The sequence below is a fragment of the Enterobacter sp. J49 genome (assembly GCF_002148625.1).
GTDB lineage: Bacteria > Pseudomonadota > Gammaproteobacteria > Enterobacterales > Enterobacteriaceae > Enterobacter > Enterobacter ludwigii.
The window spans coordinates 95,404-118,795 of the sequence record NZ_MWPY01000035.1 but is presented as its reverse complement, the minus strand read 5'-3'; the positions used below and the strand labels follow the sequence as shown (position 1 = coordinate 118,795).

General features: G+C 53.1%; 23 protein-coding genes and 2 tRNA genes. 7 read left to right on the top strand and 18 right to left on the bottom strand.

Annotation, left to right across the window (positions count from 1 at the left end; translation table 11 throughout):
* Nucleotides 1–69 precede the first annotated feature (69 nt).
* The 7 genes from rpsO to BJP35_RS16775 all read right to left on the bottom strand — a co-directional run bounded on the left by rpsO (nt 70) and on the right by BJP35_RS16775 (nt 6,917).
* Complete coding sequence (gene rpsO, locus BJP35_RS16805) at nt 70–339, bottom strand: 30S ribosomal protein S15 (RefSeq protein ID WP_013098914.1); 270 nt, start codon at nt 337–339, stop codon at nt 70–72.
* 155 nt (nt 340–494) lie between these two features.
* On the bottom strand, nt 495–1,445 hold the full coding sequence (gene truB, locus BJP35_RS16800; RefSeq protein ID WP_040018749.1) for a tRNA pseudouridine(55) synthase TruB: 951 nt from the start codon (nt 1,443–1,445) through the stop codon (nt 495–497).
* Entirely contained in the window at nt 1,445–1,849 is a 405-nt protein-coding gene (gene rbfA, locus BJP35_RS16795; RefSeq protein WP_014171783.1) for a 30S ribosome-binding factor RbfA, read from the bottom strand. Before rbfA ends, truB begins: the two co-directional genes overlap by 1 nt.
* An 88-nt stretch (nt 1,850–1,937) precedes the next feature.
* The gene (gene infB / locus BJP35_RS16790) at nt 1,938–4,625 is read right to left on the bottom strand and encodes a translation initiation factor IF-2 (RefSeq protein WP_014171784.1); all 2,688 of its coding nucleotides are present in this window, start codon (nt 4,623–4,625) and stop codon (nt 1,938–1,940) included.
* Nucleotides 4,626–4,649: 24 nt separating this feature from the next.
* Nucleotides 4,650–6,152 carry a transcription termination factor NusA gene (gene nusA / locus BJP35_RS16785; RefSeq protein ID WP_014171785.1) on the bottom strand — a complete coding sequence of 501 codons (1,503 nt, stop codon included), beginning with the start codon at nt 6,150–6,152 and terminating at the stop codon, nt 4,650–4,652.
* A 28-nt stretch (nt 6,153–6,180) separates the two neighbouring features.
* Nucleotides 6,181–6,633 (bottom strand): ribosome maturation factor RimP, encoded by a 453-nt coding sequence (gene rimP / locus BJP35_RS16780; RefSeq protein WP_014833432.1) that lies wholly within the window; start codon nt 6,631–6,633, stop codon nt 6,181–6,183.
* 207 nt (nt 6,634–6,840) lie between these two features.
* Nucleotides 6,841–6,917: transfer RNA gene (locus BJP35_RS16775), tRNA-Met, on the bottom strand.
* Between the two features lie 287 nt (nt 6,918–7,204).
* On the opposite strand from BJP35_RS16775, the gene argG reads away from it, so the two are divergent.
* Nucleotides 7,205–8,551, top strand: a complete 1,347-nt coding sequence (gene argG, locus BJP35_RS16770; protein ID WP_047743771.1) for an argininosuccinate synthase — start codon at nt 7,205–7,207, stop codon at nt 8,549–8,551.
* 165 nt (nt 8,552–8,716) lie between these two features.
* Here the strand turns inward: argG and BJP35_RS16765 are convergent.
* The 6 genes from BJP35_RS16765 to rlmE form a co-directional block, all read right to left on the bottom strand.
* Nucleotides 8,717–8,803 (bottom strand) — tRNA-Leu (locus BJP35_RS16765).
* A 9-nt stretch (nt 8,804–8,812) separates the two neighbouring features.
* Nucleotides 8,813–9,145: a preprotein translocase subunit SecG gene (secG, locus tag BJP35_RS16760; protein WP_020883537.1), complete on the bottom strand. Its 333-nt coding sequence runs from the start codon at nt 9,143–9,145 to the stop codon at nt 8,813–8,815.
* A 223-nt stretch (nt 9,146–9,368) separates the two neighbouring features.
* The gene (gene glmM / locus BJP35_RS16755) at nt 9,369–10,706 is read right to left on the bottom strand and encodes a phosphoglucosamine mutase (protein WP_014171789.1); all 1,338 of its coding nucleotides are present in this window, start codon (nt 10,704–10,706) and stop codon (nt 9,369–9,371) included.
* Nucleotides 10,699–11,547 (bottom strand): dihydropteroate synthase, encoded by an 849-nt coding sequence (gene folP / locus BJP35_RS16750; protein ID WP_020883535.1) that lies wholly within the window; start codon nt 11,545–11,547, stop codon nt 10,699–10,701. Before folP ends, glmM begins: the two co-directional genes overlap by 8 nt.
* Nucleotides 11,548–11,645: 98 nt before the next feature.
* A complete protein-coding gene (ftsH, locus tag BJP35_RS16745; protein WP_025202925.1) occupies nt 11,646–13,580 on the bottom strand; it encodes an ATP-dependent zinc metalloprotease FtsH in 1,935 nt (644 codons plus the stop codon).
* Between the two features lie 102 nt (nt 13,581–13,682).
* Nucleotides 13,683–14,309, bottom strand: coding sequence for a 23S rRNA (uridine(2552)-2'-O)-methyltransferase RlmE (gene rlmE / locus BJP35_RS16740; RefSeq protein WP_014171792.1), 627 nt, complete (start codon nt 14,307–14,309; stop codon nt 13,683–13,685).
* Nucleotides 14,310–14,436: 127 nt separating this feature from the next.
* Here rlmE and yhbY point away from each other — a divergent pair, with 127 nt between their 5' ends.
* Nucleotides 14,437–14,730 (top strand): ribosome assembly RNA-binding protein YhbY, encoded by a 294-nt coding sequence (yhbY, locus tag BJP35_RS16735; RefSeq protein ID WP_086463433.1) that lies wholly within the window; start codon nt 14,437–14,439, stop codon nt 14,728–14,730.
* 151 nt (nt 14,731–14,881) lie between these two features.
* Here the strand turns inward: yhbY and greA are convergent, their stop codons facing one another.
* Nucleotides 14,882–15,358, bottom strand: coding sequence for a transcription elongation factor GreA (gene greA, locus BJP35_RS16730; protein WP_014171793.1), 477 nt, complete (start codon nt 15,356–15,358; stop codon nt 14,882–14,884).
* A gap of 227 nt (nt 15,359–15,585) precedes the next feature.
* Between greA and dacB the strand changes: the two genes are divergently transcribed.
* From dacB to pmrB, 3 genes are read left to right on the top strand one after another with little or no spacing between them, the layout of a single operon-like run.
* A complete protein-coding gene (gene dacB, locus BJP35_RS16725) occupies nt 15,586–17,019 on the top strand; it encodes a serine-type D-Ala-D-Ala carboxypeptidase (protein ID WP_025202924.1) in 1,434 nt (477 codons plus the stop codon).
* Between the two features lie 2 nt (nt 17,020–17,021).
* Nucleotides 17,022–17,684, top strand: coding sequence for a two-component system response regulator PmrA (gene pmrA, locus BJP35_RS16720; protein WP_014171795.1), 663 nt, complete (start codon nt 17,022–17,024; stop codon nt 17,682–17,684).
* Nucleotides 17,681–18,724: a two-component system sensor histidine kinase PmrB gene (gene pmrB / locus BJP35_RS16715; protein ID WP_047743774.1), complete on the top strand. Its 1,044-nt coding sequence runs from the start codon at nt 17,681–17,683 to the stop codon at nt 18,722–18,724. The genes pmrA and pmrB overlap by 4 nt, the downstream gene beginning before the upstream one ends.
* Nucleotides 18,725–18,756: 32 nt before the next feature.
* On the opposite strand, the gene cgtA is transcribed toward pmrB, so the two are convergent.
* The 4 genes from cgtA to rplU form a co-directional block, all read right to left on the bottom strand.
* Nucleotides 18,757–19,929, bottom strand: coding sequence for an Obg family GTPase CgtA (cgtA, locus tag BJP35_RS16710; RefSeq protein ID WP_014171797.1), 1,173 nt, complete (start codon nt 19,927–19,929; stop codon nt 18,757–18,759).
* Nucleotides 19,930–19,944: 15 nt separating this feature from the next.
* The gene (locus BJP35_RS16705) at nt 19,945–20,910 is read right to left on the bottom strand and encodes a DMT family transporter (protein ID WP_014171799.1); all 966 of its coding nucleotides are present in this window, start codon (nt 20,908–20,910) and stop codon (nt 19,945–19,947) included.
* A 96-nt stretch (nt 20,911–21,006) separates the two neighbouring features.
* Nucleotides 21,007–21,264 carry a 50S ribosomal protein L27 gene (gene rpmA, locus BJP35_RS16700; RefSeq protein ID WP_004385076.1) on the bottom strand — a complete coding sequence of 86 codons (258 nt, stop codon included), beginning with the start codon at nt 21,262–21,264 and terminating at the stop codon, nt 21,007–21,009.
* A gap of 19 nt (nt 21,265–21,283) precedes the next feature.
* Nucleotides 21,284–21,595, bottom strand: a complete 312-nt coding sequence (gene rplU / locus BJP35_RS16695; protein WP_003025032.1) for a 50S ribosomal protein L21 — start codon at nt 21,593–21,595, stop codon at nt 21,284–21,286.
* A gap of 256 nt (nt 21,596–21,851) precedes the next feature.
* Between rplU and ispB the strand changes: the two genes are divergently transcribed.
* Together ispB and sfsB are read left to right on the top strand one after the other, a co-directional pair.
* The gene (gene ispB, locus BJP35_RS16690; protein ID WP_020883532.1) at nt 21,852–22,823 is read left to right on the top strand and encodes an octaprenyl diphosphate synthase; all 972 of its coding nucleotides are present in this window, start codon (nt 21,852–21,854) and stop codon (nt 22,821–22,823) included.
* A 231-nt stretch (nt 22,824–23,054) separates the two neighbouring features.
* Nucleotides 23,055–23,342: a DNA-binding transcriptional regulator SfsB gene (gene sfsB, locus BJP35_RS16685; protein ID WP_047743777.1), complete on the top strand. Its 288-nt coding sequence runs from the start codon at nt 23,055–23,057 to the stop codon at nt 23,340–23,342.
* The last annotated feature ends 50 nt before the right edge of the window (nt 23,343–23,392 follow it).

Genomic DNA, 23,392 nt, shown 5'->3' with positions numbered 1-23,392 from the left:
TCCAGTGAATTGCTGCCGTCTGGTTGAAAAAAGGGGCCATCAGGCCCCCTTTTCTGAAACTCGCAAGACTTAGCGACGCAGACCCAGACGCTCGATCAGCGCGGAGTAACGTGCAACATCTTTACGTTTCAGGTAGTCGAGCAGTTTACGACGCTGAGAAACCATACGCAGCAGACCACGACGGCTGTGGTGATCTTTTTTGTGCTCTGCAAAGTGACCCTGCAGGTGGTTAATCTGTGCAGTCAGCAGTGCAACCTGAACTTCGGTAGAACCGCTGTCGTTAGTACCACGACCAAACTCAGAAACGATTTTAGCTTTAGCTTCAACGCTTAGAGACATTTTCAAACTCCAGAATATAAAGAATGTAAGGATGCCGATCTCTAATTCAGCAATCCCAGTATACGTCCCGCAATATGTTAAACAATTTGCCGAACGTTAAGCCGCGATATTCTACTCGTCTCCCCTGCTTATCGCAAGGCGAGCCGTTATCGCTATCAGGCTTCAACCGGATACTCAACGACCAGGCGACGCGGCGCGACGCGCCCTTCGCTATCCATTTCACCCATGCCGATAAACTTACCTTCATCCCCCTCGGTCACGCGCACCAGACCTTCAGAAGGAGCACTGGTGGTACGAACCGGGTTTCCGTTCTTAAAGTAAACGGAGGATGTTAAAGGAAGATTAACAACCGGGAAATCGGCCGCCGGGCTGTCCATTGGCATCAGCAGCGGATCGAGCAAATCGGCCGGCGCAATCTCCTGCGCTTCCGCCTGCTCAACCAACTCGCGCAGATGTTCAAGGGTCACCATTCGCTCAACCGGGTACGTGCTGACAGCCAGGCGACGCAGGTAAATCACGTGCGCACCGCAACCCAACTTTTCACCCAGGTCGTCAATGATGGTACGAATATAGGTGCCTTTCGAACAGTGAACTTCCAGCTCCAGCTCATCGCCTTCGTGACGAATAAAGAGCAGTTCGTACACGGTAATCGGACGGGGTTCACGAGGAACGTCAATGCCCTGGCGCGCATATTCGTACAGTTTCTTACCCTGGTACTTCAGCGCCGAATACATTGACGGTACCTGCAGCGTGTCGCCACGGAAACTTTCCAGCGCAGCATCAAGTTGCTCTGCGCTGAAGGTCACCGGACGCTCTTCTACCACCTGACCATCGGCATCGGAGGTGTCCGTGCGCTGGCCTAATCGGGCGATGACCCGATAGCGCTTATCGGAGTCCAGCAGGTACTGGGAAAACTTTGTCGCTTCCCCCAGGCAGATCGGCAGCATGCCGGTCGCCAGCGGATCGAGCGCGCCCGTGTGGCCCGCACGGTTGGCGTTAAAAATACGCTTAACTTTTTGCAGCACGTCGTTGCTGGAAGCGCCCTGGGGTTTATCCAGCAGCAGCACACCATGCACGTCGCGACCGCGACGACGAGGACGACTCATTAGTCCTCCTTGCTGTCGTCCGTTGGGTTAACACGACGTTCGTCGTCATGTTTCACCACGCTGGTCACCAGGTTAGACATGCGCATACCTTCGACCAGAGAGTTGTCGTAGAAGAAGGTCAGCTCAGGCACGATACGCAGACGCATCGCTTTGCCGAGCAGAGAGCGGATGTAACCAGAGGCTTCCTGCAGCGCTTTAATGCCGTTTTTAACCGCGGCTTCGTCCTGATCGTTCAGGAAGGTCACGAACACTTTGGCATACGCCAGGTCGCGGGACATTTCCACGCCGGACACGGTGGTCATCACACCCACGCGTGGATCTTTAATTTCACGTTGCAGGATGAGGGCGATCTCTTTCTGCATTTCTTGCGCTACGCGCTGCGGGCGACCAAATTCTTTCGCCATAATAAATTCTCCAGACAAAAAAGGGGCAAAAAGCCCCTTTTAAAATTATTACCGGGTGGCGCTTTGCTTACCCGGCCTGCATCGATGATTAAGCAATCGTACGCTGAATTTCGATGATCTCGAACACTTCGATCATGTCGCCAACGCGAACGTCGTTGTAGTTCTTCACGCCGATACCACATTCCATGCCGTTACGGACTTCGTTAACGTCATCTTTGAAGCGGCGCAGGGATTCCAGCTCGCCTTCGTAGATAACCACGTTGTCACGCAGTACGCGGATTGGGTTGTGACGTTTGATGATACCTTCGGTAACCATACAGCCCGCGATCGCACCAAATTTCGGTGATTTGAACACGTCACGCACTTCAGCCAGACCGATGATCTGCTGTTTCAGCTCTGGAGACAGCATGCCGCTCATCGCAGCTTTCACTTCGTCGATCAGGTTATAGATGACGGAGTAGTAACGCAGATCCAGACTTTCAGCATCAATCACTTTACGTGCAGACGCGTCAGCACGTACGTTGAAGCCGACCAGGATTGCATTCGATGCAGCAGCCAGGGTGGCGTCGGTTTCGGTGATACCCCCTACGCCAGAACCGATGATCTTCACTTTCACTTCGTCAGTAGACAGTTTCAGCAAGGAGTCGGAGATCGCTTCCACAGAACCCTGAACGTCGGCTTTCAGAACGATGTTCACTTCGTGAACTTCGCCTTCGGTCATGTTCGCAAACATGTTCTCGAGTTTAGATTTCTGCTGACGAGCCAGTTTAACTTCACGGAATTTGCCCTGACGATACAGTGCAACTTCACGCGCTTTCTTCTCGTCACGTACGACGGTCACTTCATCGCCCGCAGCCGGCACACCGGACAGGCCCAGGATTTCCACTGGAATGGACGGACCTGCTTCCAGAACTTCCTGACCCAGTTCGTTACGCATCGCACGAACACGACCGTATTCGAAACCACACAGAACGATATCGCCTTTATGCAGCGTACCTTCACGAACCAGAACGGTTGCAACCGGACCACGACCTTTATCCAGGAAGGATTCGATAACCGCGCCGCTCGCCATACCTTTACGAACCGCTTTCAGCTCCAGAACTTCAGCCTGCAGCAGGATAGCGTTCAGCAGGTCGTCGATACCGGTACCGGCTTTCGCAGATACAGGGATGAACTGCGCTTCACCGCCCCACTCTTCCGGCATAACACCGTACTGGGAGAGTTCGTTTTTAACGCGATCCATGTCAGCTTCTGGCTTATCGATCTTGTTCACTGCAACCACCAGAGGCACCTGCGCCGCTTTCGCGTGCTGGATAGCTTCAATGGTCTGTGGCATCACGCCGTCATCTGCAGCAACAACCAGTACAACGATATCCGTTGCCTGAGCACCACGAGCACGCATAGAGGTAAACGCTGCGTGGCCCGGGGTATCCAGGAAGGTGATCATGCCGTTGTCGGTTTCTACATGGTACGCACCGATGTGCTGGGTAATACCACCCGCTTCACCGGAGGCCACTTTCGTCGAACGAATGTAGTCGAGCAGAGAGGTTTTACCGTGGTCAACGTGACCCATGATGGTCACTACAGGCGCGCGCGGTTCTGCCGCTGCACCGGTGTCACGGTCGCTCATTACTGCTTCTTCCAGCTCGTTTTCACGACGCAGGATAACTTTGTGGCCCATCTCTTCGGCTACCAGTTGCGCAGTTTCCTGGTCGATAACCTGGTTGATGGTGGCCATTGCGCCCAGTTTCATCATCGCTTTGATGACCTGAGAGCCTTTAACCGCCATTTTGTTGGCCAGATCGCCAACGGTGATGGTTTCACCAATCACTACGTCACGGTTAACAGCCTGAGCTGGCTTCTGGAAGCCCTGCTGCAGTGCGGAACCTTTACGCTTGCCGCCTTTACCACCGCGGATCGCTGCACGTGCTTCTTCACGGTCAGCTTTAGATTCAGCGTGCTTGTTGCCTTTTTTGGCTGGGCGAGCAGCTTTGGTGCTGCGAGTACGGCCACGACCACCTTCAACTTCACGGTCGTTATCGTCTTCTGCCTGGCGCGCATGCTGAGAAGTGGTGACGTGATAATCGCTGGTGTCTTCAGACGCTTCAGCAGGGTTCACACCGTTCTTCTCGTTTTCTTCAGCCATACGGCGCGCTTCTTCAGCTACACGGCGAGCTTCTTCTTCAAGCTTGCGGCGGGCTTCTTCTTCCGCTTTACGCTTCAGCTCGGCAGCTTCATTTTCACGGCGGGCTTTTTCAGCCTGGGCGGTTTTTGTCATTTCGTCGGTCTGTTGATTGCTCACTTTGTCTTTTTCCGCAGCTTCACGCTTCACTTTATCACTTGCGTCGCGTTTCGCTTTTTCTGCGGCCTCACGTTCAGCTTTTAATTCTGCTTCACGTTTGGCAGTCGCTTCTGCCTCACGCTGAGCTTGTTCTTCCGCTTCACGCTGTGCCTGCTCTTCCGCAGCAAGGCGTTCTGCCTCTTGCGGATCACGTTTTACAAAGGTGCGTGTCTTGCGGACTTCAATTTGTACCGATTTGCTTTTACCACCGGTACCAGGGATATTCAACGTGCTACGCGTTTTGCGCTGCAGCGTCAGCTTGTCAGGCGTCGAACCGTGTTCACGGTTCAGGTGCGCTAACAAGGTTTGTTTTTCTTGCGCGTTCACCGAGTCATCAGCGGACTTCGGGATCCCTGCATCAGCAAATTGCTGTACCAGGCGGTCCACGGAGGTCTGAATCTCGGCAGCCAGCGATTTTACAGTTACATCAGTCATGCTGTTCCTTCCTGCTACAGTTTATTACGCTTCGTCGCCGAACCAGCAAATATTACGTGCGGCCATGATGAGTTCGCCGGCTTTCTCGTCGGTTAAACCTTCGATATCGGCCAGGTCATCAACGCCTTGCTCAGCGAGATCTTCCAGCGTACAAACACCACGGGCAGCCAGCTTGAACGCAATCGCACGATCAAGACCTTCCAGATTCAGCAGGTCATCAGCCGGCTTCTTATCGCCAAGGCTTTCTTCCTGAGCCAGTGCCAGGGTGGTCAGTGCGTTTTTAGCGCGTTCACGCAGGGCTTCAACGGTGGCTTCATCAAGACCGTCGATTTCCAGCAGCTCTTTCATTGGCACATAGGCCAGTTCTTCAAGGGTAGAGAAACCTTCTTCAACCAGAACAGTGGCGAAATCTTCGTCAATATCCAGGTATTTCGTGAAGGTATCGATCGCCGCATGGGCTTCAGCCTGATGCTTAGCCTGCAGGTCATCAACGGTCATTACGTTGAGTTCCCAGCCGCTCAGCTGTGACGCCAGGCGTACGTTCTGACCGTTACGGCCGATTGCCTGCGCCAGGTTGCCCGCTTCAACAGCGATATCCATGGTGTGTTTGTCTTCGTCAACAACGATAGACGCCACATCCGCCGGAGCCATTGCGTTAATCACGAATTGCGCCGGGTTGTCGTCCCACAGGACGATATCGATACGCTCGCCGCCCAGTTCGGTAGAAACCGCCTGAACACGCGCACCGCGCATACCTACGCAAGCACCGACCGGGTCGATACGCTTGTCGTTGGTTTTCACCGCGATTTTCGCGCGTGAACCCGGATCGCGGGCAGCCGCTTTAATCTCGATAACTTCTTCGCCGATTTCCGGTACTTCGATACGGAACAGTTCAATCAGCATCTCTGGCTTGGAACGGGTCACAAACAGCTGTGCACCACGCGCTTCAGGGCGTACGGCATACAGAACGCCACGAATACGGTCACCCGGGCGGAAGTTTTCACGCGGCAGCATGTCTTCACGCAGGATAACGGCTTCAGCGTTACCTGGCAGCCCTTCAGATTTGATTTCCAGAGAGATGTTGTCGCGGTTTACTTTCTTCACCACGCCGGTAATGATCTCACCTTCCTGATCGCGGAACTGATCGACAACCAGCGCGCGCTCAGCTTCACGGACTTTCTGGACGATAACCTGTTTTGCGGTTTGCGTGGTGATACGGTCGAAGGTGACAGATTCAATCTGATCTTCAACATAGTCACCCACGTTCAGGCTTTCGTCTTCAAAACGCGCCGCTTCCAGGGTGATCTCTTTCGTCGGCTGGGTCACCTCTTCAACGATTACCCAACGACGGAATGTATCGAAGTCACCGCTTTTACGATCGATTTCTACGCGAACATCGATCTCTTGTTCGTATTTTTTCTTGGTTGCTGTAGCCAGTGCACTTTCCAGCGCTTCGAAAATCTTCTCACGCGGCAGTGATTTCTCGTTGGAGACGGCTTCAACAACAGCCAAAATTTCTTTGTTCATCGCGGGCTTTTCACCTCAATCCAGACTGTTAAAAGTGGGGAACCAGGTTCGCCTTCTGGATATTACTCAGCGCGAACACTTCATCTTTGCCTTCGACTGTAACCGTGATCATTTCACCATCAACGGCTTTGATAATTCCCTGCCATTTACGGCGGTTCTGTACGGCCATACGCAGAACGAGAGCCACTTCTTCACCGGTAAAGCGCACATAGTGCTCGGCCGTGAACATCGGGCGATCGAGGCCGGGTGAGGAAACTTCCAGGTTGTACGCAACGGTAATCGGGTCTTCAACATCAAGAACCGCACTCACCTGGTGGCTAACATCAGCACAATCATCAACATTGATGCCATCTTCACTATCAATATAGATGCGCAGCGTCGATGTACGGCCGCGAACGAATTCGATGCCGACCAGTTCGTAGCCCAGTGCTTCGACCGGTGCAGTAATCATCTCTGTTAATTTTTGCTCTAATGTGGACAAGCCCACCCCCAAGACATAAAAAAAGGGCGTAAAGCCCAGTTATTCTGTAGTCAGATAACAAAAAACCCCGATAAATCGGGGCTTTAGATAACTGAACCCTATAGCCGCAACTGCGGCCTGGAGCACTCTCCGAAAGAATTTTTTCAAATCCAGCTACGAAGGCTCTAAGTCTTCACAGTATATTTGAAAAAGAACTTTATGGGAAAGTGGTTGCGGGGGCCGGATTTGAACCGACGACCTTCGGGTTATGAGCCCGACGAGCTACCAGGCTGCTCCACCCCGCGCCTGAAACGTGGCAAATTCTACGCGTTTTGGAGAGAATTTGCAAATAATGCTGGGATTTGGTACCGAAGACGGGACGTAAAATCGGCGTTTAGTATATTGATAGTGAACCCCACCTGTCAAGCCAGTTTCCGCCAGGTCAAACAAAGGGAAAATTTTACAAAAAACGCACGAGTCTCTTCCGGTCATCGACAAAAGATGATTAAATGAATACTCACTTATTTTGCATAAACATGCATCGAGAGCGAAAGCGGTCTCTTAATCAGTCAATCAAGCAGGGTTTTATTTTATGACGACGATTCTCAAGCATCTTCCGGTAGGACAACGTATTGGCATCGCTTTTTCAGGCGGCCTGGATACCAGCGCTGCACTGCTGTGGATGCGCCAGAAGGGAGCGGTTCCGTATGCATATACTGCGAACCTGGGTCAGCCGGATGAGGACGATTATGATGCAATCCCTCGTCGCGCTAAAGAGTATGGCGCAGAGAACGCGCGCCTGATTGACTGCCGTAAGCAACTGGTCGCTGAAGGTATTGCTGCTATTCAGTGTGGTGCTTTCCATAATACCACCGGCGGCCTGACCTATTTCAATACCACCCCGCTGGGCCGTGCAGTGACCGGTACCATGCTGGTTGCCGCCATGAAAGAAGATGGCGTAAACATCTGGGGTGATGGCAGTACGTATAAAGGAAACGATATCGAACGTTTCTATCGTTATGGCCTGCTGACCAACGCCGAGCTGCAGATTTATAAACCGTGGCTCGATACCGACTTTATCGACGAGCTGGGCGGCCGTCATGAAATGTCCGAGTTTATGATCGCCTGTGGCTTCGACTATAAGATGTCCGTTGAGAAAGCCTACTCTACCGATTCCAATATGCTGGGTGCGACGCACGAAGCGAAGGACCTGGAATTCCTGAACTCCAGCGTGAAGATCGTTAACCCGATCATGGGTGTGAAGTTCTGGGACGAAAACGTCAAAATCCAGGCGGAAGAAGTTACCGTGCGTTTCGAGCGCGGCCATCCGGTTGCCCTGAACGGCAAGACCTTCTCTGACGATGTGGAACTGATGCTGGAAGCTAACCGTATCGGTGGCCGTCACGGTCTGGGCATGAGCGATCAAATTGAAAACCGTATTATCGAAGCAAAAAGCCGTGGCATCTATGAAGCCCCTGGGATGGCGCTGCTGCACATCGCTTATGAGCGTCTGCTGACCGGTATTCACAACGAAGACACCATCGAGCAGTATCACTCTCATGGTCGTCAGCTGGGTAAACTGCTGTACCAGGGCCGTTGGTTCGACCCACAGGCCCTGATGCTGCGTGATGCACTGCAACGTTGGGTGGCAAGCGCGATCACCGGTGAAGTGACGCTGGAGCTGCGTCGCGGGAATGACTACTCTATTCTGAACACCATGTCCGACAACCTGACTTATAAAGCAGAACGTCTGACCATGGAGAAAGGTGAATCCGTGTTCTCTCCGGACGATCGTATTGGCCAGCTGACCATGCGTAACCTGGACATCACCGATACCCGTGAGAAGCTGTTCAACTACGTTGAGAATGGCCTGCTCTCCGCAAGCGCCGGTAATGGCCTGCCGCAGGTTGAAAACCTGGAGCACAGCGTTAAGAAGTAAGGCTTACGCAGAAATGCAAAAGGCGCCCAGTGGGCGCCTTTTTTACGATCGCTGCAGAACCGGTCCCGCTGGCACGAACGTACCTGCCGACGAAAACGCTCCTTCTACAGACGAAATCTACAGACGAAAAAAAAGACGTCTTTCGACGTCTTTCTTCTGGAATATTGGTACCGAGGATGGGACTCGAACCCACAAGCCCGTTAGGGCACTACCACCTCAAGGTAGCGTGTCTACCAATTCCACCACCTCGGTACTGAATACTTAGTGCGGGATATCGCTGGTCGGCTTAGCCGGTGCAGCTGGCTGAGTCTGCTCAGTTTTCGCTGGCGCGCTCAGATTTTCCCACTCGCTTCCTTTGCTGGTCTTGTTGCTGTTGATATTGCCAAGCGCCAGACTGATGATGAAGAACAGCGTAGCCAGAATCGCCGTTGTGCGGGTCATGAAGTTCGCAGAACCACTTGAACCGAACAGCGTACCGGAAGCGCCTGCTCCGAAGGAGGCTCCCATATCAGCGCCTTTACCTTGCTGCAGCATGATCAGCGCTACGAGAGCGATGGCTACAATAAGGAAAATAACTAAAAGAGCTTCGTACATAATCAACCTGTTCCTTGCGGATTTGCCGCATACCAATGCTTCGACCAATTAGCAGGATTTTTGTTTCCCACTGAAGCGGGTGTGAATACTAACCAAAGCGAATGTGCTTCGCAAGGGCAATTTTGACGCATTGTATCAACTGCGGAAAAAAACAGCAAAAAGCCATCAATTGCTCAAAACAAAGGCGGCAAACGCCGCCTTTTTAATCACTTAACGTGAAAAACTATGCAGCTTTTACGGCATCCGCAATACGGTGCGCAAATTCATTCACCTGCGCCTCGTCTTCGCCTTCCACCATTACGCGGATCAGCGGTTCAGTTCCAGACTTACGCAGCAGCACACGCCCACGGTTGCCCAGCGCGGCTTCAACGTCAGCCATCACCGCTTTCACATTTTCATTTTCCAGCGGGTCGCCTTTACCGGCGGTGAAACGCACATTCACCAGGATCTGCGGGAACATTTTCATGCCGCTGCAGAGATCGTGCAGGCTCATATGGTTGCGCGCCATGGCGGCAACAACCTGCAGCGCAGCGACGATACCGTCTCCGGTGGTGGTTTTATCCAGCAGGATCACGTGGCCTGAGTTTTCAGCCCCGATGCGCCAGCCTTTTTCCTGCAGTTTTTCCAGCACATAGCGGTCGCCCACTTTTGCACGGACAAACGGAATACCCAGCTGTTTCAGCGCCAGCTCCAGACCCATGTTGCTCATCAGCGTGCCTACTGCACCGCCGCGCAACTGGCCCTGACGCAGACCTTCACGCGCAATGATATAGAGGATCTGGTCGCCGTCGACCTTATTACCTTCGTGATCGACCATGATCACGCGATCGCCGTCGCCATCCAGTGCGATGCCCAGATCGGCTTTTTCCGCCAGAACGCGCGCCTGCAGAGCACGAACGTCAGTCGCACCCACCTGTTCGTTAATATTCAGGCCATCAGGCTCGCACCCGATGGTAATCACGTTCGCACCCAGTTCGCGGAAAACATTCGGCGCAATGTGATAGGTCGCACCGTTGGCGCAGTCCACCACAATTTTAAGATGGGCCAGGCTCAGTTCGTTCGGGAAAGTACCTTTGCAGAATTCGATGTAACGACCCGCGGCATCGACAATGCGGTTCGCTTTACCCAGCTCGGCGGAGTCGACACAGGTGATCTCTTTTTCCATCTCCGCTTCGATCGCCTCTTCCACTTCATCCGGCAGCTTGGTGCCATCGATGGAGAAGAATTTAATGCCGTTGTCATAAAACGGGTTATGCGAGGCCGAAATCACAATCCCTGCTTCAGCACGGAAAGTACGCGTCAGATATGCCACAGCAGGCGTTGGCATTGGGCCAGTGAAGGAAGCGGAAAGCCCCGCGGCAGCCAGACCGGCCTCCAGCGCTGACTCCAGCATATACCCGGAGATACGGGTATCTTTACCAATGATGATTTTACGGGAGCCATGACGTGCAAGGACTTTACCCGCTGCCCAGCCCAGTTTCAGGACAAAATCAGGGGTGATTGGCGCATCACCCACGCGCCCACGAATACCATCGGTACCAAAATATTTACGATTACTCATAGCGTTTGTTTTCCTTCGCTGCCAGTGTAGCTTCCACTACACGCATGGCTTCTACTGTTTCTTTAACGTCATGGACACGAATAATGTGCGCGCCCTGCATCGCCGCAATTACAGCGCAGGCCAGACTTCCGCTCAGACGTTCGCTCGGCCCTACATTCAGTAACTGACCAATCATCGACTTTCTCGACATACCAACCAGCAATGGCAGGTCGAAATGATGGAATTCCGATAAGCGCGCAAGCAGCTCATAATTGTGAGAGAGATTTTTACCGAAACCGAACCCCGGGTCGAGCAGCAATTTCTCTTTTGCGATACCCGCACGTTCACAACGTGCAATATGCTCAATAAAGAAGCGATTTACGTCGGCATAAACATCGTCATACTTTGGCGCTTCCTGCATGGTTTTCGGCTGTCCTTGCATGTGCATCAGGCAAACCGGTAGCCCGGTCTCCGCGGCCGCCTCCAGTGCGCCAGGCTCCGTCAGCGAGCGAATATCATTGATGATGTGAGCACCCACTCTCGCGACTTCACGGATCACTTCAGGTTTAGACGTATCGACGGAGATCCACACTTCGAACCGCTGTGCGATAGCTTCAACCACAGGCACCACGCGCGCCAGTTCTTCTTCCACCGAAACGTCTGCCGCCCCCGGGCGCGTCGATTCCCCACCTACGTCAATGATGGTGGCGCCCGCGTTAATCATCAAATTTGCGTGCTTCACAGCCTCGATAAGCGTGTTATGCGTGCCGCCGTCAGAGAAGGAGTCAGGCGTGACATTCAGGATACCCATCACATGCGGATGTGAGAGATCGAGATGCGAGTCCTGGGCGAATAGTTTCATGGTCAAATCCCTGGTATCAATATGGTTTTACAGAAAAGAAAAACCCCGGAGCAAGCTCCAGGGTTTGAGGTGCAAACATAGACTTCAACAGCAGTGACTTACTTGTCGCCCAACTGTTCTGACATGGTGTTGCCCGGGTTCGGCGTACGCGGTTCATCGACCGGACGCGGCGCACGCGGTGTGCCATTGTTGTCAGAATTGTTGGAAGCGCCTGGGTCTTCCCAACCCGCTGGCGGACGCACTTCGCGGCGAGCCATCAAGTCGTCAATCTGCGGAGCATCAATGGTTTCATATTTCATGAGCGCATCTTTCATCGAATGCAGAATGTCCAGGTTATCGTTCAGGATCTGACGGGCGCGATTGTAGTTACGCTCGATCAGCAGCTTCACTTCCTGGTCAATGATACGTGCGGTTTCATCGGACATGTGTTTCGCTTTCGCCACGGAGCGGCCCAGGAACACTTCGCCTTCTTCTTCCGCATACAGCAGGGGACCCAGCTTCTCGGAGAAGCCCCATTGGGTCACCATGTTACGCGCCAGGTTGGTCGCGACTTTAATGTCGTTGGACGCACCGGTCGAAACATGTTCCGCACCGTAAATAATCTCTTCTGCCAGACGACCGCCGTAAAGGGTTGAAATCTGACTTTCCAGCTTCTGACGACTGGCGCTGATGGCATCGCCTTCCGGCAGGAAGAACGTCACACCCAGCGCACGACCACGCGGAATAATCGTCACTTTATGCACCGGATCGTGTTCCGGCACCAGGCGACCGATAATCGCGTGACCGGCTTCGTGGTAAGCCGTGGACTCTTTCTGCGCTTCCGTCATCACCATGGAGCGACGTTCCGCACCCATCATGATTTTGTCTTTCGCTTTCTCGAACTCCACCATCGACACAACGCGTTTGTTACCGCGAGCAGCAAACAGTGCAGCTTCGTTGACCAGGTTTGCCAGGTCAGCACCGGAGAAGCCCGGCGTACCACGCGCGATGATCGCCGCGTCGACATCAGGTGCCAGCGGTACGCGACGCATGTGAACTTTCAGAATCTGTTCACGACCACGTACATCCGGCAGACCAACCACAACCTGACGGTCAAAACGGCCTGGACGCAGCAGCGCAGGGTCAAGAACGTCCGGACGGTTAGTCGCCGCGATAACGATAATACCTTCGTTACCTTCGAAGCCATCCATCTCAACCAGCATCTGGTTCAGCGTCTGTTCACGTTCATCGTGACCACCGCCCAGGCCTGCGCCACGCTGGCGGCCTACGGCGTCGATTTCATCGATGAAGATAATGCACGGTGCTGCCTTTTTGGCCTGCTCGAACATGTCACGCACACGAGATGCACCAACACCCACGAACATTTCAACGAAGTCAGAACCTGAAATAGTAAAGAACGGCACCTTCGCTTCACCCGCGATGGCTTTCGCCAGCAGGGTTTTACCGGTACCCGGAGGCCCTACCATCAGAACGCCTTTCGGGATCTTACCGCCCAGTTTCTGGAAACGGCTCGGCTCGCGCAGGTATTCAACCAGTTCGCCCACTTCTTCTTTTGCTTCGTCGCAACCTGCAACGTCGGCAAATGTGGTCTTGATCTGATCTTCCGTTAGCATACGCGCCTTGCTCTTACCGAACGACATGGCACCTTTGCCACCGCCGCCCTGCATCTGGCGCATAAAGAAGATCCAGACGCCAATAAGAAGCAGCATCGGGAACCAGGAGATGAAGATAGAAGCCAGCAGGCTTGGTTCTTCTGGCGGCTCGCCTACCACCTTGACGTTTTTGGTCAGAAGGTTATCAAGCAGCTTAGGATCGTTCACCGGGATGTAAGTCGTGTAACGGTTACTATCTTTCTTGGTAACGTTGATCTCACGTCCGTTGATACGCGCTTCGCGAACCTGGTCCTGATTGACCTCCTGCAGGAAGGTAGAATAATCCACCTTGCGGCCATTCGACTCGCTGGGCCCAAAGCTCTGGAATACTGACATCAGCACAACGGCAATGACCAGCCAGAGTATTAGGTTTTTCGCCATGTCACTCAAGGGATTAACCTCATATTACAACTGTGTTAAAAACAGCGTCAGGATACTCTATATCCCGTGTCATTCAAACTTTCGTCTGAAAGACGCGGGTTATCATTTTCGCCCGGTCGCTACAATATACACTTCTCGGGAACGGGCCCGGGAAGAGTCCGGCTTACGAACTTTAACCTTCGCAAACAGGGAGCGAATTTCCTTAAGATACTCCTCGAAACCTTCGCCCTGAAACACCTTCACAACAAAACTACCACCAGGCGCTAGTACATCACGACACATTTCTAACGCTAGCTCCACCAAATACATGGCGCGGGGGATATCCACCGCCGGTGTTCCACACATATTTGGTGCCATATCTGACATGACAACCTGGACCTTACTATCACCTACACGCTCAAGTAGCGCTTTCAGCACTAATTCATCACGAAAGTCGCCCTGAAGGAAGTCGACACCGACGATGGGATCCATTGGTAAAAGGTCGCATGCGATGATTCGGCCCGTTCCGCCGATCTGCGTAACCGCATACTGGGACCATCCGCCAGGTGCTGCACCGAGATCGACAACCGTCATTCCCGGCTTAAAAAGTTTGTCACTTTGCTGTATTTCATCAAGTTTAAACCAGGCACGGGAACGCAACCCCTTTTTCTGTGCCTGTTGAACATATTTATCGCTAAAGTGTTCCTGAAGCCAGCGGCTGGAGCTGGCAGAACGCTTTTTACCTGTCATTTAACATTTCCGTCCTGGTTCATCGTTACTTGCCTGTGACGTAAATTTCTACGCAGCTATTTGGCGATATAAGGGAGATGGCGGTAGAATGAACCGTTTTCAATCCCAACGTAAGCAAAAATATACGATGAATCTGAGTACTAAACAAAAACAGCACCTTAAAGGTCTGGCACATCCGCTCAAGCCTGTAGTCATGCTTGGCAACAATGGTTTGACCGAAGGGGTGCTTGCCGAGATTGAACAAGCGCTGGAACACCACGAGCTGATCAAGGTGAAAATCGCCTCTGAAGACCGAGACACTAAAAACCTGATCGTGGAAGCCATCGTGCGTGAAACGGGTGCCTGTAATGTACAGGTCATCGGTAAAACGCTGGTGCTCTATCGCCCATCTAACGAGCGTAAAATCTCGCTGCCACGCTAAGGATATCCTGAATCGAACACATTTTCTGTGTAAAACGAGGGATTTCTGTCAGCAGGTGAGCAAAATGCCACGCTCCTTGAGTTGATAAAAGGCCGCTATGCGGCCTTTTTCTTTTCTTTACAATGTATCAACATCTTAGTCGAGATGCGAATTACAGGTATTCAACCTTAATAATTTCGTATTCCACTTCGCCACCCGGGGTGCGGATAGTGACAACATCATCCTGCTCTTTGCCAATCAGGCCGCGAGCAATCGGGGAGTTCACCGAAATCAGATTCTGTTTAAAGTCCGCTTCATCATCACCCACGATGCGATAAGTCTGCTCTTCGTCATTGTCCAGGTTCAGCACGGTAACGGTTGAACCAAAAATGACGCGGCCATTGTTAGGCATTTTGGTGATATCGATAACCTGCGCATTGGACAGTTTTGCTTCGATATCTTTAATACGCCCTTCACAGAAGCCCTGCTGCTCACGCGCCGCGTGGTATTCAGCATTCTCTTTCAGGTCGCCATGCTCACGCGCATCCGCGATAGCGGCGATGATTTCAGGGCGACGAACGGATTTCAGAAAATCCAGCTCTTCGCGCAGTTTTTCGGCACCACGTAAGGTCATCGGAATAGCTTGCATTTGTTATACCTCTTAAACATTCCTGTTGGGAGCAGTGTTCCCTGCCCCGGCCCCCATGAGCGGGCCAGAAGCAAAAAGAAAACCGACCCGGGAGCGAAGCCCCAGGTCAGCAACAATTTTCAATTTGATACGCATTTTACCGCGAAGTTCACTATGGGTCATCGTTTACTTTGCAGTGCTATGCACCGTAGTATGACGGTTTGTTTTCGGGTTGTTAGCGCGAGATTATGCGATTTTCCAGATTTATCATCGGATTGACTACCAGTATAGCGTTCAGCGTTCAGGCCGCGAATGTTGATGAGTACATTAATCAGCTACCCGCAGGTGCCAACCTTGCCTTGATGGTGCAGAAGGTCGGGGCGCAGTCGCCAGAGATTGACTATCACAGTCAACAGATGGCGCTGCCTGCCAGTACCCAGAAGGTGATCACCGCACTCGCCGCCCTGCTTCAGCTTGGGCCTGACTTCCGTTTTACCACCACGCTCGAGACTAAAGGCAACATCGAGGGTGGCGAACTGAAAGGCGATCTTATCGCTCGTTTCGGGGGAGATCCTACGTTTAAACGCCAGGATATCCGCAACATGGTCGCGTCGCTGAAAAAATCTGGCGTGCAGAAGATTGATGGCAATGTGTTAATCGACACCTCTATTTTTGCCAGCCACGATAAAGCACCAGGATGGCCGTGGAACGACATGACGCAGTGCTTTAGCGCTCCGCCAGCCGCCGCGATTGTGGATCGTAACTGCTTCTCCATTTCACTTTACAGCGCGCCAAAACCGGATGACTTAGCGTTTATTCGCGTGGCGTCTTACTACCCGGTGACGATGTTTAGCCAGGTTCGTACCCTCGCAAAAGGCTCCCCGGATGCGCAGTATTGCGAGCTGGACGTGGTGCCAGGCGATCTCAACCGCTTTACGCTGACCGGGTGCCTGACACAACGCGCCGATCCATTGCCGCTGGCCTTTGCGATACAGGATGGCGCAAGCTATGCGGGTGCCATTCTCAAGGATGAACTGAAGCAGGCGGGAATAACCTATTCCGGTACCCTGCTGCGCCAGACGCAGGTTAATCAACCCGGTACGGTCATCGCCAGCAAACAATCTGCGCCGCTGCACGATTTGCTACGGATTATGCTGAAAAAGTCTGACAACATGATTGCTGACACGGTGTTCCGCATGATTGGTCACGCGCGTTTCGGCGTGCCAGGAACCTGGCGTGCGGGTTCCGACGCCGTACGTCAGATCCTGCGCCAACAGGCGGGGATCGATCTTGGCAACACCATTGCCGTCGATGGCTCCGGGTTATCGCGGCATAATTTGATCTCCCCGGCAACGATGATGCAAGTACTTCAGTACATTGCACAACATGACACTGAGCTAAACTTTATTTCGATGCTGCCACTTGCCGGGCATGACGGTTCGCTTCAGTACCGTGCCGGCCTTCATGCGGCCGGGGTGGATGGAAAAGTTTCAGCCAAGACAGGTTCACTGCAGGGGGTTTATAACCTTGCAGGCTTCATCACTACCGCCAGCGGGCAACGCATGGCATTCGTGCAGTATCTTTCCGGCTATGCCGTCGAACCGACCGACCAGCGTAATCGTCGTATTCCACTGGTTCGCTTCGAAAGCAGGCTTTATAAGGACATCTACCAGAATAACTAGCGATGAAACTACTCATAGTTGAAGACGATCTGTTATTGCAGGAAGGGCTGGCTCTGGCGCTGGCCAATGAAGGATATGCCCTCGACTGCGCCGCCACGGCGGCTGAGGCGGATGCCCTGATCCAGAGCGGCGAATACAGTCTGGTGATCCTCGATTTAGGCTTACCGGATAAAGACGGCGCTACGCAGCTAAGCCAGTGGCGCCGCCGGGGTATCGCCAATCCAGTATTGATCCTGACGGCACGTGATGCCATTGAAGATCGTATCAACGGCCTCGATTCTGGCGCTGATGATTACCTGGTGAAACCGTTTGCCCTTGCGGAGCTTCAGGCGCGGGTACGGGCGTTGATTCGTCGTTATCAGGGACACAGCGATAACTTACTGACCGACGGCGATATTACGCTGAATCTGCAAACCCAGCAGGTGCTGTGCCAGTCCCTGCCGGTTGAAGTAACCCCTAAAGAGTTCGCGCTGCTGACGCGCCTGATTATGCGCAGCGGACAAACGGTACACCGCGAAACCCTGCAGCAGGATATTTACTCCTGGCAGGACGATCCGGGCTCAAATACCCTCGAAGTGCATATTCACAATCTGCGTCGCAAACTGGGTAAAGACCGGATTAAAACTGTCCGTGGCGTAGGCTATCGTCTGGAGAGCCAGAAATGAACAGCATGCGTCGGCGATTAATGGTTCTGCTGGCGGTCATTCTGTTATTTTTCCAGCTGATAAGCGTGATCTGGCTCTGGCATGAAAGCCGTGAACAGATTGGTTTTCTGGTCAACGAAACGCTCTCGGCGAAATCGCGCAATAATCATGTCGAGAAAGAGATCCGTGAAGCGATTGCCTCGCTGCTGGTCCCCTCTCTGGTGATGGTCGGTTTTACGCTGTGCTTCTCATTCTGGGCGGTCACCTGGATAACCCGGCCCCTGAATCAACTGCGCGTCAGCCTGGCGAACCGCTCGGCGGATAACTTAACCCCGCTCCCTGTCTATTCCGACATGGAAGAAATTGGTGCCGTCACAACCTCGCTCAACCAGCTCCTCGCCCGTTTGGATCACACCATTCAACAGGAACGTCTCTTCACCGCGGACGCCGCTCACGAGCTGCGAACGCCGCTTGCGGGGATCAGACTGCATCTGGAACTGATGGCACAGTCTGGCTCTCCACAGGCCACGACGTTAATTACCCGTATCGATCAGCTGATGCACACGGTTGAGCAACTGCTGATGTTGTCCCGTGCCGGACAGGCGATGGCGAGCGGTCACTATGAAACCGTCAACTGGACAGACGATATCATCATGCCGCTCGGTCTTGGACATGAAGCCAAAGAGCATACGGTGATATGGCCGGACAAAAGTCCGCTCACGGTGCAGGGTGATGCGGTACTTCTGCGTTTGATGCTGCGCAATCTGCTTGAGAACGCCGGGCGCTACAGTCCGTCAGGCACAACGATTCGCGTGACTCTGGCCGACGTTGACGGGGGGACACAGGTCAGCGTTATCGATCAGGGGCCGGGGATAGATGAAGCGCACCGCCAGTCGATTACTGAACCGTTCCGTCGTCTTGACCAGCGCTACGGTGGCAGCGGCCTGGGGCTGAGTATTGTGCAACGTATCGTGCAGCTCCACCACGGCAAGCTGATGCTGGAGAATGGTGCTGAGGGCGGCTTAATCGCCAGCTGCTGGTTGCCGTCCAGCCTGCAATAAAAAAGCCCCCTTCCGGGGGCTTTAAACTGCGATTAGTGCTTGTAGATGAACTCGACACCTTCTTCGTCGTCTTCATCCCAGTCGTCGTCCCAGTCTTCTTCCTCTTCCACTTCCAGCTCTTCGAGCTGTTGGCGGTGGTAATCATCCCACATGAATTCGACTTTTTCTGGCTGTTTCGCTTCTTCAGCCTGAACAACCGGGTTCTCGATGATAAAGGTCATCACATCCCAGCACAGATCTTTCACGCCAACCTGGCTTGCCGCGGAGATCAGGTAGTATTTATCTTCCCAGCCCATCGCTTCAGCAATGGCTTTCGCTTTCGCTTCCGCTTCGGCTTTATCCATCAGATCGATCTTGTTAAAGACCAGCCAGCGCGGCTTGTTCGCCAGTTTTTCGCTGTATTTTTCCAGCTCGCCGATAATGATGCGGGCATTTTCTACCGGATCGGAACCGTCGATTGGATCGATATCGATGAGATGCAGCAGTACGCGGCAGCGCTCAAGGTGTTTCAGGAAGCGGATACCCAGACCGGCACCTTCTGCAGCACCTTCAATCAGACCCGGGATATCAGCAACCACAAAGCTCTTCTCGTTATCCATACGGACAACGCCCAGGCTTGGTACCAGCGTGGTAAACGGATAATCCGCCACTTTTGGCTTGGCTGCAGAGACCGCACGAATAAACGTCGATTTACCGGCGTTTGGCATACCCAGCATCCCGACATCGGCCAGAAGCATCAGCTCCAGCTGCAGATCGCGCTTGTCGCCCGGCGTACCCATCGTTTTCTGACGCGGGGTACGGTTTACGGACGATTTGAAACGGCTGTTACCCAGACCGTGCCAGCCGCCTTTCGCCACCATCAGACGCTGACCGTGTTTGGTCATATCGCCCATGGTTTCGCCCGTCCCCTGGTCAATCACACGCGTACCGACCGGAACCTTAATGGTCACGTCTTTACCGCGTTTGCCCGTACAGTCACGGCTTTGACCGTTCTGACCACGCTCAGCGCGGAAGGATTTTTCGAAACGGTAGTCGATCAGCGTGTTGAGGTTCTCATCCGCCTCCAGCCACACGTCACCGCCGTCCCCGCCGTCACCGCCGTCAGGACCGCCACGTGGAATATATTTCTCACGGCGGAAGCTCACGCAACCATTGCCGCCATCACCTGCCACGACCAGGATTGTCGCTTCATCAACAAACTTCATTTTACTCTCCGTAACTCATTCGCCTGAGCGGGGGACTACTACGACCGCTTCATTTTTGCGCCAACGCCCCCAAAGACGATGACCAATGGCGGAATACATCGCGCCCGCAACCACGACAAACGCACCGAGATAGCCCAACATGTTGAGCATCGGTCTGACGAAGACATCGGGCCAGGCCATTGATAACAAATCTGAAAATAACAGCGTAAACAGCGGGGTAAGCGTAATGAGTGCGCTCACCTGTGCTGCCTGCCAGCGCGCCATCGCTTCGGCCAGCGCGCCATAACCGACCAGCGTGTTCAGCCCACAAAAAATGAGGCACGCCAGTTGCCAGTCGCTAAGCTGGGTAATCACACCCGGTTTTGCTAACGGCAATAATGCTATTGTACACAAAGTGTACAGCAAAAAGAGGATCTGCTGTGAGGCCAAACGACGCAATAACACCTTTTGCGCGACGCCATAACTCACCCAAACCGTTGCTGCTCCCACTCCGAAGATCACACCCCAGGTGTAATCCGTCAGTCGGGTAAAAATCTCTATCAGGCTGGTGTTGAAGAACATCACCAGACCACAGAGCAACATGCTCGCCCCGATAATTTGCGTGCCACGCATCTTCTCCTTGAGGATAAAGACGCTGGCGACCATCATGCCGACCGGTGAAAGCTGACCAATCACCTGCGACGCCGTGGGGCTAAGATACTGCAGGGAAGAACTGAACAGTATGAAGTTACCGAACAGGCCGCCCGTCGCGATAGCCAGCAACACCAGCCAGCGCGGTTTACGGAAGATACGCAACGGCGGAAGCTTACCTTTGATCGCGAGGATGGCCCCAAGGCCGATACTTGCCATCAGAAAGCGATAAAACACCACCGTTGGCGGCTCCATCACTTCCAGTACCTGCTTCATTGCAATTGGCAGCGCACCCCAGCACATTGCGGTCGTGAGCGCCAAAAGAATACCAATGCCGGCCTGCTGCTTCATGCCCGTTTTCCCTACAGAAAAAATTACCGGGTTTCCAATGTAAAAAGCCCCGCAACAGGTTGCGGGGCTTTAATCCGTTACCGGACCGAGAAAACCTTACTCAGCAACGATGCTGATGTATTTACGGTTGTTCGGGCCTTTAACTTCAAATTTCACTTTACCGTCTGCTTTAGCAAACAGAGTGTGGTCACGACCGCAACCTACGTTGTTGCCAGCGTGGAATTTGGTGCCACGTTGACGAACAATGATGCTACCCGCCAGAACGGATTCGCCACCGAAACGCTTAACGCCCAGGCGTTTAGCTTCTGAATCGCGACCGTTACGTGTGGAGCCGCCAGCCTTTTTATGTGCCATTTAAATCTCTCCTCAGGTCTTAGGCGCTGATGCCAGTAATTTTCACATCAGTGAACCACTGACGGTGGCCCTGCTGCTTACGGTAGTGTTTACGACGACGAAACTTAACGATTTTAACTTTCTCGCCACGACCGTGAGCAACAACTTCAGCTTTGATAACGCCGCCATCAACGAAAGGAACGCCGATTTTGACTTCTTCACCGTTTGCGATCATCAGAACTTCTGCGAACTCAACAGATTCGCCAGTTGCGATGTCCAGCTTTTCCAGGCGAACGGTCTGACCTTCGCTTACTCGGTGTTGTTTACCACCACTTTGGAAAACCGCGTACATATAAACTCCGCTTCCGCGCACATCCTCGTATGAATCAGAGTGCGCTATAAATATTCACAATAGGGCGCGAATATTACGCAAAACGCGAGCCTTTGACAAGTGCTACCATCAATACATGAAGAAAAAAAACACAACGCGTAAGGTAACGTTTATCTGAGCCGTTTTTTCAGTACAATCAGCACTACTATTGATAAACCTAACCCTTCGTTACCCCATTGAAGATGGGATAAACAGGATAAAAAGCCCGGCTTTTGCGATGAATTTAGAAAAAATCAACGAGTTAACCGCGCAAGATATGGCGGGTGTGAATGCAGCAATCCTGGAGCAACTCAATTCTGACGTTCAGCTGATCAATCAGTTGGGCTATTACATCGTCAGCGGCGGCGGTAAACGCATTCGCCCGATGATTGCCATCCTGGCTGCCCGAGCCGTCGGCTATCAGGGAAATGCTCACGTCACGATCGCGGCACTGATCGAATTTATTCACACTGCGACGCTTCTTCATGATGATGTTGTGGATGAATCAGACATGCGCCGGGGTAAAGCCACCGCCAACGCCGCCTTTGGCAATGCTGCCAGCGTCCTGGTGGGGGATTTTATCTATACCCGTGCCTTCCAGATGATGACCAGCCTGGGTTCGCTGAAAGTGCTGGAGGTCATGTCTGAAGCCGTTAACGTGATTGCTGAGGGCGAAGTGCTTCAGCTGATGAACGTCAACGACCCTGACATCACCGAAGAAAACTACATGCGCGTGATTTACAGCAAAACTGCGCGCCTGTTTGAAGCGGCTGCACAGTGTTCCGGCATTCTGGCTGGCTGTAGCGAAGCCCAGGAAAAAGGGCTGCAGGACTATGGCCGTTATCTGGGTACCGCATTCCAGCTGATTGATGATTTGCTGGATTACAGTGCAGACGGCGAAACGCTCGGCAAAAACGTGGGTGATGACCTGAACGAAGGCAAACCGACGCTGCCGCTACTCCATGCGATGCGCAACGGGTCAGCCGACCAGGCGAAAATGATCCGTGAAGCGATCGAGCAGGGAAATGGTCGTCATCTTCTGGAACCCGTGCTGGAAACAATGGCCATTTGCGGATCGCTGGACTGGACGCGTCAGCGTGCCGAAGAAGAGGCGGATAAAGCCATCGCCGCACTTCAGGTTATCCCGGACAGCCCATGGCGCGATGCGCTCATTGGTCTTGCCCATATCGCCGTTCAGCGCGACCGTTAATCCTGCTCTCCCCTCCCCGCGGCCCTCGCGGGGAGATTCCAGTACACACCTGTATATTCCTCTTTCACGTAAACGCACCGGTTTACAGACCGCATGAATAAAGCCATGCCTTATTCTGAATATCCCTACCAGTAACGCGAACTTTTTAGAACAAGAAATTGAAATGGGTATAGTAAGGCCAGTCGTTTCAGACGAAATGGCGTAAGTGAATCCAAACTTAAGGACAGCGTTATGGACACGAAATTTATCGACTGGCACACAGCAGATATCATTGCGGCACTGCGCAAAAAAGGCACATCACTGGCTGCGGAATCTCGCCGCCATGGCCTGAGTTCTTCAACCCTGGCAAATGCCCTGACGCGCCCCTGGCCGAAGGGAGAATTGATCATTGCGACGGCGCTGGATACGCATCCGTGGGTGATCTGGCCTTCGCGTTACCACGATCCCATTACCCATGAATTTATCGACAGATCGCGCATGATGCGCCAGAGGAAAGTGAAGAAAGACCCGCAGGAATAGCGGTTTTTTTGACAGGAACAGCAACCCCCCGGTCATTTCTGGCAGGGGGC